This window comes from Pseudaminobacter soli (ex Zhang et al. 2022) (genome assembly GCF_014595955.1).
GTDB lineage: Bacteria > Pseudomonadota > Alphaproteobacteria > Rhizobiales > Rhizobiaceae > Kumtagia > Kumtagia pseudosoli.
The window spans coordinates 491,253-503,549 of record NZ_JABVCF010000002.1 but is presented as its reverse complement, the minus strand read 5'-3'; the positions used below and the strand labels follow the sequence as shown (position 1 = coordinate 503,549).

The window sequence follows — 12,297 nt, the reverse complement described above, 5'->3', positions numbered from 1 at the left end:
TTCGCGCTGCCGGATCTCGTTGCGTCCGTCGAGCGTCGGCGGCCGCGTTTCCAATCGTCCGACATGCGGCTGCTGCAGCTGCAGTTCGGCCGCGTCCTCGATCGTCACCAGACGTTCCTTGAACGAGATCTGCGAGGACAGCGCATTCAGCATGGTCGTCTTGCCGGAGCCTGTGCCGCCTGAGATGACCATCGACACACGGCCCTTGACCGCCGCCGATAAGAGGATCTGCGTCGCCCGGGCCATGGCGTTCGCCTCGACGAGACGCTCGAGGGTATAGGGCTTTCGCGAGAACTTGCGGATGGAGACCAGCGGACCGTCGACGGCGACAGGCCTGATCGCCACGTTGACGCGCGACCCGTCGGCAAGGCGCGCGTCGACCAGCGGCGTCGATTCATCGACGCGCCGGCCCACGGCCGTGACGATCTTGTTGATGACGCGAAGGAGGTGGTCCTCGTCCTTGAAGCGGATAGGTGTCTCGCTCAATTGCCCCCGCCGCTCGACATAGACGTTCTGATGGCCGTTGATGAGGATATCGGCGATCGTGTCGTCCTTGAGCAGCGGCTCGATCGGCCCGAGCCCCAGCATCTCGTCGGTGATGTCGCTGATCAGCGCGTCCAGTTCGCGGGCGTTGAGCGGGAAATTGCGCTGCCGGACATAGTCGCGCACCAGCGGCCTGATCTCGTTCGCCAGTTCCTCGTTCCTCATCGTGTCGAGGAAGGCGAGGTTGATCTTGTCGAGCAGATGCCGGTGCAGGTTGACGCGCTCGGCGACCATATCCGGTCCGGCGGGCTCGGCGGCTATCGGTTCATCCGGCACAGGCTCGGCCTTCTGCTCGGACGGTTGGGCGAACCCGTTGACGTCCGGCGCCAAAGGCGGCCTTTCGAGCACGGCGGTATCCCCCTCCGAGCGGGACTTGTAAAAGCGGCCGATGATGCTGTTCGCCATGAACTTGTTCCCGTGCAGCTATTCCACGATGACCTTGGCGCCCAACTGGACCTGCCTATAGAGCTCCATCACATCCGCATTGGTCATGCGGAAGCAGCCCGAGGAGATGTCGTCCCCGATCGAGGCGGAGTCATTGGTCCCGTGGATGCGGTAGAGTGTGTCGCGGCCGCCATTGAAGAGGTAGAGCGCCCGCGCGCCGAGCGGGTTGTACGGACCGGCAGGCACGATCTCGGGCAGCGAAGGATCGCGCTTCCGCATCTCTGCAGGCGGGCGCCAGTCGGGCCATTCGGCCTTGCCGCCGACGCGTGCCGTTCCCGCCCATGTAAAGCCATCCCGACCGACCGTGACCGAATAGCGGGCGACCGAGTTGCGATCGAGCACCAGGTCCAGTGTCCTCGCGCGATTGGAGATCAGGATCGTGCCCGGCTTCTCGCCGGTCTGACGCGCAACGATCCGCTTCGTCTTCGCGCCGTGGCTGCGCGGGATGCTGTCAGCCGCCGCCACCGCACCGGACCCCGGAAGCACTGGCGAGCCGAACAGGACTATCGCCGCAACGAGCGCCCCCGCGAATCCATGACGGCCTGCGACATGAAGGAGGCCCTTGATCCCCGCCCAGTTCATTTCACCCCTTCCGCCAGTTTCTCGATCCGGCGGACGAAGCTCGACCGCGGGCTGACTTCGAAGGGCAGTACGCCGCGGTTGATTGCCTCGCTCATCGTGTTCCAGTCGTCGTCGATGAGATGTGTCGGCGTCTGCTTGAAGACACGCTTCGCCTCGTTCTTGCCGATGCCGAAGCTGAACAGGCGCCGGCGGTTCTTGTTGACGATGATGTGGACGGGGGGGTTGTCCGGCCGCAGCGTCTGGATACGCGTGGCGAGATCCTTGGCTTGGGCGAGCGCCGGGATCGTCGGCTCGGTGACGAGATGGATCGTGTTGACGGCCTTCAGAAGGTCGTCGCGCCAGCCCGTTGCATAATAGGGGATGTCGAGGACCGTGTGGTTGTTCTGGAACGAGACGACGTCCAGCATGCGAAGCACGAGTTCTCCGCCGGTTCGCGAGAGAAGCACGTCCGGCTGCTTGAAGGAGAGCAGTGAAAAACCCCGCTCGTGCTTCTTCTTGATGATGTCCACGAATTCGAGATCGACGCGGTTGGGCTGCGCGATCACCGGCTTCAGATCGTAGTCGTTGACACTGTTGAGATAGCTGCCGCAGGCGCCCGTCGAAAAGTCGAGGTCGAACAGCGCGACCGTCGGCTCCTGCTTTCGCTTCAGCCGCAGCAGGCTGTCGGCAAGCGTGATGGCGACCGAGGTGGCGCCGGCGCCGCCCACGGCTGACACTACAGCGTGGACCTGGTTCCCTCCGGCGAAGGCCAGATGCAGATGGCTCGATATGGATTCCAGGAAGGCCTTCCGCTCGAGCGGCTTGCGCAGCCAGTCGTTGGCGTTGAGCCGGACCAGCATGCGCATCCGCTGGTCCGACAGGACTTCCGACAACAGGATCAGCGGCGTGCTTGCGAATTTCTTCCTGACTTCCGAGATCGCGCCGCCTTCGAGAACGGCGCCATCGCCGACATCCATCAGCAGAAGATCGTAATTCTCGGCTTTCAGCGTGTTGCGCGGATTGGACAGCGCCTCGAAGGTGACATGCTCGGGTTCATAGGTTGAAAGCGCGAGCAGCGAGCTCTCCATGAATTCGGCGCTTGCCCGATCGGTCGAGACGATCAGGATCTTGGCCTTCCGCGTGAAATTCATGTGCGTGGTCATCCGCAACCGCTCCCGGTCGTTCAAGACGATGATGTCGACAGATCTTCGCTGGTAATCGTCACCGGCATCGGCGGGATGGTGATCGTGTTGAGGCCAAGAAGCCCCCCGAGCAGCGGCAGGTTGAATGTGATGTTGCGGGCTTCCAGACGTATGGTGACCACCGCCCCATTGGGGCGCCCGTGGTAGCCAAGTCCGGATCGCGTATAGGTTACGGCGACGTTGTCGAGCCCAATCCGAGGGTTGAAGGCGCGCAGCCCAGGCCAACGCCCAGAACCGTTGACTAGACGACGAAGCCCGGCCTGACATTCAGCCGATCCACCATTTACACAAGTGAAGCTCAATCCATCGGCTGGCAAGCCCTGGCCGCCAACCCCTCCTGTCGATGTCGATAGGGATGTGACCTGAGCCTGCGTCAGCATGCGATCGGATACCGCCACAAGCCGCGCCCCAAGCTGCAGCGCCTTCACCGTCTGGTTCCACTGGAACATGGCGTAGCCGAATTCGACGAAGGCGGCGAACGCGAGCATGACAATCGGCAGGGAGATCAGGCCTTCAACAAGGGTGACCCCTGCCTCTTCGCCGAGGAAGCGTCGGAGTGAGCGATGCCTTACCATCCGACATACCTCTGTTCGTGATAGGCCTGGATGGTGATGCGGTCGAGGCGAAGCCAATTGAACAGCGGCGAGGCGCTGTAGACATGGTCTGTCCGCGCCACCACCACTTTTTGGCCGTTACGCATCGGATAGTCGAAATTGATCTCGCTGCGGGAAGGGGTCCAGCCGGTCACGCGGGGCGCCGTCGTCCCATCGGCTACGGTCCCGTAATAGGCAAGCCTGCGCGCCAGCCCTTCGGTACAATAGGACTCGAAACCGGCCGCCTTGTTCGTGGGTTGGCAGCGCGAGAGATAGCGCGCGGCGTCGCGCAGGCCCGTCTCGATCTGCTCCTTCTGCCAGAACATGTTGCCGAATTCGAGGATCCCGACGCTGAACAGCGTGACGAACGGGACGACGACGATGGTCTCGGCGAGGACTGCACCCTGCGTGTCGCGATGCAGGCGCCCGAGAAGCGTGGCGAGGCGGTTCATCATCTTCATCACCTCACCAGATAGGCTTCCTGGCGTATCATCATGTCCAAGGTGTCGCTCCCGGAGTATCCAGTGAAGTCGACGATCTCCATGGAGATCTTCTTCTGGTTACTGCCCATCACCGGCTTCGTGAGGAACATCGTCATGAAGCCTTCGATGGCGCTCGCGGGGACTTGGGTCTGACCGGACAGGCCGGCCGCGTTGCAGTTGACGACTGCGGCAAAGATCACGCGTCGATCCAGTCCGCCTTGGTCAGCGAGGCCGGTGTAGCATTGAGGACTGCCCCGCTCGCCGTTTGGCGCCCGGTGGCCTGCCGGGTTCGGATAGTTCGGGTCGCCGAGCAGGTTCTCGGGATTTTGCTGGGCCAGCGTTTTCTGGATTTCGTAATTGTAGATGTCGTAGCGCGAAGGAGTTGGTGGCGTTCCGGCGCCGGGATAGCTTGGCGTGGGGATGCTCGGGAGTTGGACCACGCCACTCACGACATGGGCGGGGTGGTTGATCTTCCAGTAATTCTTGAGCTCGGTCGTCCAGTTGTTCGAGTGGAGCGTACCGCCGCCAGTGAAGGACTGGGTAGGCGTCCCTTCCGGCAGCGCCATTGCCTTCGTGGCGTCGGTCTGCTCCGTGTAGCTGTCGCAAGCCTTGTTGCCGCTGGTGTCCGTTGCACCCTTGCGAATATTGCGGGCAGGGCGATAGGCGTAGTCGCCCTTGTTTTGCTTGAAGTTGCCTTCATAGACATCGAACCGGGTATTCAGGCCGTCCACCTGCCCCCAGTTACCGCCGGGCTCGGTATCCAACCCGCGAAGCGAGTAGCAGGTTTCCGCGTGGCCCGTGGCGAGCGCCTTGCCGAGGTCGCTTCCGCCCTGGCCGGCACCTACGCGCAGGAAGCCGAAATTACCCGGCCCAGCCGTATTGTTGCCTTTGCTGACCAGAGTGATCTGGCGGGCATAGAGCTGGCCGCTGGTGAACTGATCCTTGAGGGACGGGTTCAGGCCCTCGAAGGGGTTGCAGATAAACAGCGGGGTCACGTCGCAGGCCCCGAGATCGTAGGTCGCCACCGCCTCGGCCTCGACGTTCACTGTGCCGTTCATCCCGACCGGCACCGGGAACAGCGCCGTCATCGGGCGCCGATTGGCGCGGACGAACACATAAGCGGCTTCGGCGCCGCTGTTTGCCCTGTTGCCGGTGATCCACGTGTCATCGATGGCGGTATCGTCGCTGGGAGGGATCTTCTTCAGGAACTCCGACCTCACCTGACCGGCATCGATGATGGCCGCGCCGCCGTTCGAGAACCGCGCCTGGTTCTTCACCAGGTTGCTTATCGCCGCCTGGGCGCGGGTGATCGCGTCGCTGCCGCCGTCGAGTTCGCGCGCGCCGGCAAGCGCCAGCGCGTCGACCGCGTTCTGCAGGTCGGTGTGCAGGTTGTTGCCGCGGCCGACGTCGATGACGAGCAGCGACAGGCCGAGCAGCATCGGCATCGAGATCAGCGTCAGGACTGCGACATAGCCACGCCTTTCCCGAAGGAAAGCTCTCAAGCGCCTGCCAACCATTTCCCAACCCTCCGGCGGCTAATCCGCCCTTCTTCTTTCCTCCAGAGATCCCCGCCCGCTCTCTCGTTTCCCCTGTCCGGCTCAGTTGCCGGCTGCCATGCCGCTACCGCCGCCATTGCCGTCACCGTTCGCGCCCGACGGCGGCGTCACCACCACCGCCGGCACGGCGTAGTAGCCGCGCATTGCCTGCGCGACCTTCTTGCCGTCGCCGGGGATGTAGGTTTGCTGCGCATGCGGCGGGAACGGGTCCTGCGTATGGATGCCGACATTGGCCTCCATCGCGTTGCCCACACCCAGCGTCACGCTGTCCCGGTTGGCGAGATAGTCGGCGCAGCCGCCGAGGCTCAGCCCCGCCGCCACCAACGCGATCGCCCGCATTCCTGCCGGGCGCCTATTTCTTGCCGATCGCATGGGCGCCCTCGAAGGTTAGATCGATGATGTGGCCGTAGGGTCCGACGACCCCCTTGCCGGTCCGGAAGCCGCGGATCATGTCCTTGTCGACCTCGAGCATGCCGAGCATGAACATCTCGACGTCGTTGCCGGGTCGCGTCTGCCCGAGCGGCGAATAGAGCTTTTCGTCGGGCGAGGCCGGCCGCACGATGCGCGGCGTGACCACGATGACGAGGTCCGATTCGCGCTTCTGGAAGCTGGTCGAGCGGAACAGCGCGCCCAGCACCGGCACCTGGCCGAGCCACGGCAGTTGCTTGACGTCGGTCCCGTTTATGGTCTGCAGCAGCCCGGCCATGGCAAAGCTCTGGCCGTCGCGCAGTTCGATCGTGGCCTGCGCCCGCCGCGAGATGAAGCCGGGATTGCCGTTGACGCTGACCGAGCGGTCGAGTTCGCTCACCTCCGGCACGATCGTCAGGTTGATCAGGCCGTTGTCGAGCACCACCGGGGTGAAGGACAGCTTTACGCCATAGGGCCGGTAGGACGTCTCCGTCGCGACCGATCCGTTCTCCCCCTGCACCGCATTCAGGATCGGCACCTCGCCGCCGGCATGGAAGCTCGCCGTCTCGCCGCTGATCGAGGTGAGGTTCGGCTGCGCCAGCCGGCGCACCAGGCCCTTGCCCTCCAGCGCATTGATGACGAGGTCGATGCGCCAGCCGGATATTTCGAGGATCTTGGCGATCGTCTCGCCGAAGGGCGTGCCGTTCTGGGTGACGACGGGTTCAACGGTCGTCACAAGTCTCTTGTCATCGACGCCGATGCCGAGCCGCGGCGCGAGCGTGACCAGGCTATTATCGGCGGGACGGACCCCCCTGAAGCCGATGCCAAGATCGCGGCCGGCCTGGCGCGAGGCCTCGATGACGCGCACCTCCAGCATCACCTGCTGCGCGTCCTGGACCCGAAGCTGGTTTATGACCGGATCCTCTGAATATTGCTGGGCGATCTCCAGCACGCGCGTTAGGTCACGCGCGTCCTTGACCACGCCGCTCAGGCGGATCTGGTTGTTGACGTTGGAGACCGTGATCCGGGCGCTCGGCACCGCCGCGCGGATCTGCCCGTTGAGCTCTTCGAAATCGAGCCGCACGCGCACGTCGATCACGCCGAGCAGCGCCTTGGCCTCGCTGTAGATCGAGATGTTGGTGGTGCCCGGGCCCTTGCCCTGCACGTAGAGCGAGCGCTCGGTGAGCGGCACCACGTCGGCGACGTCCGAATTGCCCACCACGATGTCGGAGAAGCTTTGGCTGGTCTTGATCGTGATGGTGGAGCCGGGCGGCACCACCACCTGAGAGACCGAGCCGCGGCCCAGCGTGATCAGCCGTTCCTGCGCTTCCGCGTTGCTAATCGCCAGGCTCGCCAGCACCGGCGACGCGACGGCGAGCCAGGCCGTCGCAGCCATCAATCTCAGAATTTTCTTTTGTCGCCGTGCGGGAATGCTTGCCCGCAGGCCTACCCACCTTGCCGCCACTTCAGCTTTCCCCCTAAAAAAGCTTATGATCCGCCCAAAATAGTTGAATAATTATTTTTGGTCGAATCGATATTCTTGGCGACCACCGTTGCGTGTCACACCCACTACCAGGAACTTCGGTTGAGGCGGCTCGACCGCGACCGGCTCGGGCTTGCGGTTGAGCAGGTCGCTCAGTTTCTTCTCCAGGTCGCCCAGGCGCTTCTTGGCCTCGTCCGACATCTCGTTCTTCAGCGCCTCCGCGGCGATGCCCCCGCCGAGATCGGCCAGCCGCACCGGCTTGGTCTCTTCGAGCCCGGCCGAGCCGACATTGCGCAGCGCTAGCGACAGCGTGCCGACACTGGATGCAAGCGTCAGCTGCTGCGCCTCCTCGGTGGAGACCTCGACGGTGACGGTCTTGACGACGGAGGGCTGGTCCTTGCGCTCGTCGGCCTCCTGGTCGACGGCAAGCACCTTCACGCCCTGCAGGAGAACGTCGACATAGGCTTCCTCTTGGTCCCTGTCGCCCGGCACGGTGCGCGTCAGCATCACGTCGACGCGGTCGCCCGGCAACACGAAACCGGCGACGCCGAGCACGTCGTTGACGCGGATCGACATCGCCTTCATGCCTTCCGACAAGGTGGTGGACAGCGTCGCGCGCTGGCCGAAGCCGGTCACCTTGGCGGCGAGAACCGGCTCGTCCTGTTCCAGCGCCGAACGGATGTAGCGCATCTCCTTGCCGTCGCCGATTATGTCCTCGAAGGTGGCGAAGCCGCCGGTCGGCAGTTGCTCGTTCGGCCAGGGCAGCAACTTCAAATCCTCGGCCCGCACGGGATGGCCGAAGCGCAGTTCCCTGGCGGCCACGACGATCGTGTGCTGCGGCTTTGCCTCTGCGGCACCCTGCTGCAGGAGCGCGAACTTCTGCTGGGCGAGATAGCTGCGGACGCCGACAACCGCTGCAAGAGCGAGAACCGCCGACAAGCCCAAACTTACCAAAGTTGAACCGCGCATTGTAAGCCACCCCACGATTGCTTTAACGCGCCGCCGCCTCAACTTGGTGAAAGCAACGACGTGATTAGCAGTTCTGGAAAGCGCGATTACTCGCGCTTTCCAGACTGTTTCCCATCGTTCCGTGCGCTGGTCACGGAGCAGAGAGTTTGTTGCTGAACCAGGTTCCCCATGTGTTCCAAGTGGTAGCGAGATTATTGCCGACCGTGGTGACGGCGAGTATGACGCCTCCAACCAGCAGGCCGAGCAGGATGAGATATTCACTCAACGCAACGCCGTCTTCTTCGCGCGCGAAGGCGCGAGCCATGGATGCCATTCCGGTCATGGATGAACTCCCCTACATGAAGGTCTGCGAGAGGACCCCCCTCCGCGCCGACAGTTATGTTAATAGATGCTTAAATTGAAAAGCGTCAATTATGCCTGACCTTCATCTCGCTATATCATGGAATGTATCTGCTATTATCAGATAAGCTACAAAGTAGATGGATCTGTAATCGTATATACTACTGCCTTCACTCAAATGGGCGAGTCGCGCACTGGCCGAAAGGTGTAATCCCGGGACGTCATCGTTCCATGTAAACGTGTAAGGGGGGAGTTCCAGCGCTTTGCCCGAGCACGGACGTCGCTGACGCAGCCTTTCGGATCAGGCCCGGAATGTGCTGTGGTAAGGGACTGGAAGGTCCTCACGCGCGCCTACTGGCGGTGCTTCCCCCGTTGCTAGGTACGGAACTCGAGCCGAAAGGGCCGTGCTACCGATGATCTCGCCGGTTGAGCCTCTGATCCTAGCTGCGGCCGCGACCCTCATGGCCTACACCGCGTGGGAGGATTTTTCGCGCTGGAAGATCCCAAATGGCCATGTGATGGCACTGATCGCGCTTTACGCGATCCTCGCCCTCTCGCGCTGGCTGCTGGCGCCCGCCGGGCCGGCCGCGAGCGGAGGCGTACTGTCGGAGATCGGGCCGGGCTGGTCAGCCCAGGGTCTCTGGTGGGACCTTGGTGCGGGCGCGCTTCTGTTCGTCATCGGTTTCGCACTCTGGGCGCTGCGCATGATGGGGGCGGGCGACGCCAAGCTGCTGTTCCCGATCGGCCTCTTCGTCGGCTGGGCCGACCTGCTCGCCTTTGCCTTTCTTCTGATGATCGGCGGCGTGCTGGCCTTCGTGCTCCTCAAGCTACCGATCCCGCTGCAGTATCATGCTTTTCCCGGCGTCGTGCGCCTGGAGGAGATCCGGAAATCAGGAAAGGTTCCCTATGGCGTCGTCATGGTTGTGGCTGCTCTGATTGTGATGGCGCACCGATATATGTGAGGCACGCCGCGCTCCCCTTCTTCCCCTTCTTGGCCTGCAGTGAGATGAATAAGGCAACTATTGGCAGATCACCCGCATACATCCCGCCGATCGCTGGGCCGACTCTTTGCTTTGCAGTCTATACACTCTTGGGAGTCGCAACCTCCCCCGCACTCTATCTTCGCAACCTGAGCGCTTTCGCGTTCCAGTTCCTGCCGTCAGCATTTGTCCTCGGTTTCGTCGGCCTGGTCGGTGCCGGTCTACTGAAGCAGCCCGGCGCACCCTTGTCTTTCGTCGCCGGCGTTATCAGACAACGCGGCTCTGGCGTCATCGCCACAGCGGCTGCGCTGTGCATCGGCATGGCCGCCTTCTGGACTTTGAAATACCATATCCCGCGCTTCGTACCGTTCTATGCGGATCCCGCCCTCGCTGACATCGACCAGATTCTTCACTTCGGGGATCCGTGGCGATGGGTACACGCGGCCATTCCTGCGAGATGGATGAGCCTCATGCTCATCATCTATTTCCCTGCCTGGCTACTGCTGTTCTTCGGTTGCACGGCCCTGGCGGCCTTCCACCCGAGTTCGGCAATACGCTCGCGCTATTGGATGTCTTTCGCAGCAATCTACGCCGGCCTCGGCACGGCCTTGGCTGCAATTGGTGCCTCCGTTGGTCCGATCTTCTATGACCAGTTTTTCGGCGGCCATCGCTTCGCGGAGTTGCTCTCACTCCTGAAGCAGAGTGAAATGTCGACGTACCATTTTTTCATCGCGGACAAACTCTATTCGGCTTACCTCTCTGGGGTGGAGGACTTCTTTGCGGGCATCTCCGCCATGCCCAGCATCCACGTCGCGGTGGCCACCCTCAACGCTTTGTTCCTCTCCGGAGTGAACAGAGCTGCGGGCGTGCTCGCATGGGTATTTGTGCTCCTGACGATGGCAGGGTCCGTCTACTTCGGCTGGCACTATGCCGTGGACGGATATGTCTCGTTCGCCGCAGTTCTCCTTTTCTGGCGGCTCTTTGCTGCGCGGCGCCTCGTGCCGTCTTCCGTCAGGGATGAAGAGTCATGACCGAACTCCTGAACCTTAAGGCGATCCTTATCGTCGCGCTGATCTTCATCCCGCTCGAGCGGCTTCTTCCTCTTCATGCCGGCCAGAAGGTGCTGCGAAAGCACTGGATCAACGACGTCGTCTATCTCCTCTTCAATGGCATACCGATCAAGCTTGGCCTGCTGGTGCTGATCGGGTCCCTGATGATCGGCATTCGGGCCGTGATCCCCACGGAGGTCGAGGAGTATGTGCAGGCGCAGCCGATCTGGCTGCAGGCGATCGAAGCGATCCTCGTGGCCGACCTGGGCTTCTACCTGGCGCATAGAACTTTCCATGCCGTGCCGTTTCTGTGGAAGTTTCACGCAATCCACCACAGCATCGAGGAGATGGACTGGCTGGCCGCTCATCGCGTTCATCCCGTTGATCAGATCCTCACCATGACGGCCTCGCTGCTGCCGGTCCTTGCGCTCGGCTTTGCCGGTCCCGCCGTGGCGATCTATGCAATCGTCTATCAGGCGCAGTCGCTGCTGATTCACTCGAACACGCGGATCGGCTTCGGCCCGCTAAAATGGCTTCTGGCCTCTCCCCAGTTCCATCACTGGCATCACGCCAATGAGCGCCAGGCCTACGACAAGAATTTCGCAGGGCAATTGCCACTCTGGGACGCGCTCCTAGGCACGCTCCATATGCCGGAACGGATGCCGAAAGCCTACGGCTGCGACGATCCCGTTCCTTCGCTCTATCATCAGCAACTCGCCTATCCCATTCGTTCACCAGGCCGTGGGGGCGTCAGTGGACCGCCACAGCCGTCCGGAGATGTGCGTCCATGATCAGCAAGCTCGAAGACGTTCTCGGCAAGGCGTTCATTGTCGTCGTATTCTTTTTTTTGGCGATGACGCAGTGGGCCTCCATAGTCGTGATCATCCGTGATCGGGACAGCGTCGATTTCTGGATCCTTGTGCTTTCCTCCAGGGTGCTCGGCCTGCTGTTTCTGTGCCTGGTCGTAGGGCTCACGGTTGTCCGGCACGCACCGAAGCTGAGCGCCGGAGGGCTGGAGCCGCGATTGAGCGCCCTTGCGGGCACATTCGCACTGATGCTCCTAGTCGTGCTGCCGACCGGCTCCGTGGGCCCCGGACTGCTCGCGGGTTCCACCATTCTCATCGCCATCGGATCGGCGCTGTCGATCTACTGCCTGTCCTGGCTCGGCCGCTCGTTCTCGATCATGGCGAGCGCCCGCTCGCTGGTCACCAGCGGGCCTTATGGCGTGGTTCGGCACCCGCTCTATGCCGCGGAAGCGATCAGTGTGGTCGGCGTCCTGATTGCCAACTGGTCAGCGGCGGCATTGCTGGTCGGAGCCGTCCAGTTTGCCTTCCAGTTCAGGCGGATGTTCAACGAGGAACGCGTCCTGAGGAGGACGTTCCCCGAATACGCCAACTACGCCGCCACGGTGCCGATGTTCATCCCGCGGTTACCGATGCCCATGCCCAGGCCCGAACGAGGCTGATTGCGGCGCTTTCAGGCCGTTAGGCCTGCGCCTGGCTCCCCTTCTCCCCTTGTGGGAGAAGGTGCCTGAGCGGAGCGAAGGCGGATGAGGGGTGCTCGAAGAATCGCGACAATGTCCACATGTGCCAAGCTCACAGGTCGCACACCTCTAACGCCGCGCTCCGTCCAGCACCCCTCATCCGTCTCGGCGCTGCGCGCCGATCCTCCTTCTCCCACAAGGGGAG

Annotated in this window: 14 protein-coding genes; 4 read left to right on the top strand and 10 right to left on the bottom strand. The window is 62.6% G+C overall.

Features of this window, described 5'->3' with window-relative positions; translation table 11 throughout:
* The 10 genes from HUI96_RS05620 to HUI96_RS05575 form a co-directional block, all read right to left on the bottom strand.
* Nucleotides 1-948: ATPase, T2SS/T4P/T4SS family (locus tag HUI96_RS05620; RefSeq protein WP_237683965.1), on the bottom strand; the 948-nt coding region annotated here is incomplete at its 3' end.
* Nucleotides 949-966: 18 nt separating this feature from the next.
* Nucleotides 967-1,569, bottom strand: coding sequence for a L,D-transpeptidase (locus HUI96_RS05615; protein ID WP_188253652.1), 603 nt, complete (start codon nucleotides 1,567-1,569; stop codon nucleotides 967-969).
* Entirely contained in the window at nucleotides 1,566-2,711 is a 1,146-nt protein-coding gene (locus tag HUI96_RS05610; protein WP_188253651.1) for a response regulator, read from the bottom strand. The genes HUI96_RS05615 and HUI96_RS05610 overlap by 4 nt, the downstream gene beginning before the upstream one ends.
* 20 nt (nucleotides 2,712-2,731) lie before the next feature.
* The gene (locus HUI96_RS05605) at nucleotides 2,732-3,325 is read right to left on the bottom strand and encodes a TadE/TadG family type IV pilus assembly protein (RefSeq protein ID WP_188253650.1); all 594 of its coding nucleotides are present in this window, start codon (nucleotides 3,323-3,325) and stop codon (nucleotides 2,732-2,734) included.
* The gene (locus tag HUI96_RS05600; RefSeq protein ID WP_237683964.1) at nucleotides 3,319-3,798 is read right to left on the bottom strand and encodes a TadE/TadG family type IV pilus assembly protein; all 480 of its coding nucleotides are present in this window, start codon (nucleotides 3,796-3,798) and stop codon (nucleotides 3,319-3,321) included. The genes HUI96_RS05605 and HUI96_RS05600 overlap by 7 nt, the downstream gene beginning before the upstream one ends.
* 5 nt (nucleotides 3,799-3,803) lie before the next feature.
* Nucleotides 3,804-5,342, bottom strand: coding sequence for a TadE/TadG family type IV pilus assembly protein (locus HUI96_RS05595; protein ID WP_188253649.1), 1,539 nt, complete (start codon nucleotides 5,340-5,342; stop codon nucleotides 3,804-3,806).
* An 81-nt stretch (nucleotides 5,343-5,423) separates the two neighbouring features.
* A complete protein-coding gene (locus HUI96_RS05590; protein WP_188253648.1) occupies nucleotides 5,424-5,720 on the bottom strand; it encodes a hypothetical protein in 297 nt (98 codons plus the stop codon).
* Between the two features lie 13 nt (nucleotides 5,721-5,733).
* Nucleotides 5,734-7,185, bottom strand: a complete 1,452-nt coding sequence (locus HUI96_RS05585) for a type II and III secretion system protein family protein (protein WP_188253647.1) — start codon at nucleotides 7,183-7,185, stop codon at nucleotides 5,734-5,736.
* 120 nt (nucleotides 7,186-7,305) lie between these two features.
* Nucleotides 7,306-8,241 (bottom strand): Flp pilus assembly protein CpaB, encoded by a 936-nt coding sequence (gene cpaB / locus HUI96_RS05580; RefSeq protein WP_188253646.1) that lies wholly within the window; start codon nucleotides 8,239-8,241, stop codon nucleotides 7,306-7,308.
* A 130-nt stretch (nucleotides 8,242-8,371) separates the two neighbouring features.
* Nucleotides 8,372-8,563, bottom strand: a complete 192-nt coding sequence (locus HUI96_RS05575) for a hypothetical protein (RefSeq protein WP_188253645.1) — start codon at nucleotides 8,561-8,563, stop codon at nucleotides 8,372-8,374.
* Nucleotides 8,564-8,993: 430 nt separating this feature from the next.
* Here HUI96_RS05575 and HUI96_RS05570 point away from each other — a divergent pair, with 430 nt between their 5' ends.
* From HUI96_RS05570 to HUI96_RS05555, 4 genes are read left to right on the top strand one after another with little or no spacing between them, the layout of a single operon-like run.
* A complete protein-coding gene (locus HUI96_RS05570; RefSeq protein WP_188253717.1) occupies nucleotides 8,994-9,542 on the top strand; it encodes an A24 family peptidase in 549 nt (182 codons plus the stop codon).
* Between the two features lie 44 nt (nucleotides 9,543-9,586).
* Entirely contained in the window at nucleotides 9,587-10,591 is a 1,005-nt protein-coding gene (locus HUI96_RS05565; RefSeq protein ID WP_188253644.1) for a phosphatase PAP2 family protein, read from the top strand.
* Nucleotides 10,588-11,400, top strand: a complete 813-nt coding sequence (locus HUI96_RS05560) for a sterol desaturase family protein (RefSeq protein WP_188253643.1) — start codon at nucleotides 10,588-10,590, stop codon at nucleotides 11,398-11,400. The genes HUI96_RS05565 and HUI96_RS05560 overlap by 4 nt, the downstream gene beginning before the upstream one ends.
* Complete coding sequence (locus HUI96_RS05555) at nucleotides 11,397-12,074, top strand: methyltransferase family protein (protein ID WP_188253642.1); 678 nt, start codon at nucleotides 11,397-11,399, stop codon at nucleotides 12,072-12,074. Before HUI96_RS05560 ends, HUI96_RS05555 begins: the two co-directional genes overlap by 4 nt.
* Nucleotides 12,075-12,297 lie beyond the last annotated feature (223 nt).

Coding starts and splice junctions, on each gene's coding strand:
- HUI96_RS05590 (WP_188253648.1), bottom strand. CDS start 5,720: ATGCGGGCGATCGCGTTGGTGGCGGCGGGGCTGAGCCTCGGCGGCTGC.
- cpaB (WP_188253646.1), bottom strand. CDS start 8,241: ATGCGCGGTTCAACTTTGGTAAGTTTGGGCTTGTCGGCGGTTCTCGCT.
- HUI96_RS05585 (WP_188253647.1), bottom strand. CDS start 7,185: ATGGCTGCGACGGCCTGGCTCGCCGTCGCGTCGCCGGTGCTGGCGAGC.
- HUI96_RS05605 (WP_188253650.1), bottom strand. CDS start 3,325: ATGGTAAGGCATCGCTCACTCCGACGCTTCCTCGGCGAAGAGGCAGGG.
- HUI96_RS05570 (WP_188253717.1), top strand. CDS start 8,994: ATGATCTCGCCGGTTGAGCCTCTGATCCTAGCTGCGGCCGCGACCCTC.
- HUI96_RS05565 (WP_188253644.1), top strand. CDS start 9,587: ATGAATAAGGCAACTATTGGCAGATCACCCGCATACATCCCGCCGATC.
- HUI96_RS05610 (WP_188253651.1), bottom strand. CDS start 2,711: ATGACCACGCACATGAATTTCACGCGGAAGGCCAAGATCCTGATCGTC.
- HUI96_RS05600 (WP_237683964.1), bottom strand. CDS start 3,798: ATGATGAACCGCCTCGCCACGCTTCTCGGGCGCCTGCATCGCGACACG.
- HUI96_RS05595 (WP_188253649.1), bottom strand. CDS start 5,342: ATGGTTGGCAGGCGCTTGAGAGCTTTCCTTCGGGAAAGGCGTGGCTAT.
- HUI96_RS05615 (WP_188253652.1), bottom strand. CDS start 1,569: ATGAACTGGGCGGGGATCAAGGGCCTCCTTCATGTCGCAGGCCGTCAT.
- HUI96_RS05560 (WP_188253643.1), top strand. CDS start 10,588: ATGACCGAACTCCTGAACCTTAAGGCGATCCTTATCGTCGCGCTGATC.
- HUI96_RS05555 (WP_188253642.1), top strand. CDS start 11,397: ATGATCAGCAAGCTCGAAGACGTTCTCGGCAAGGCGTTCATTGTCGTC.
- HUI96_RS05575 (WP_188253645.1), bottom strand. CDS start 8,563: ATGACCGGAATGGCATCCATGGCTCGCGCCTTCGCGCGCGAAGAAGAC.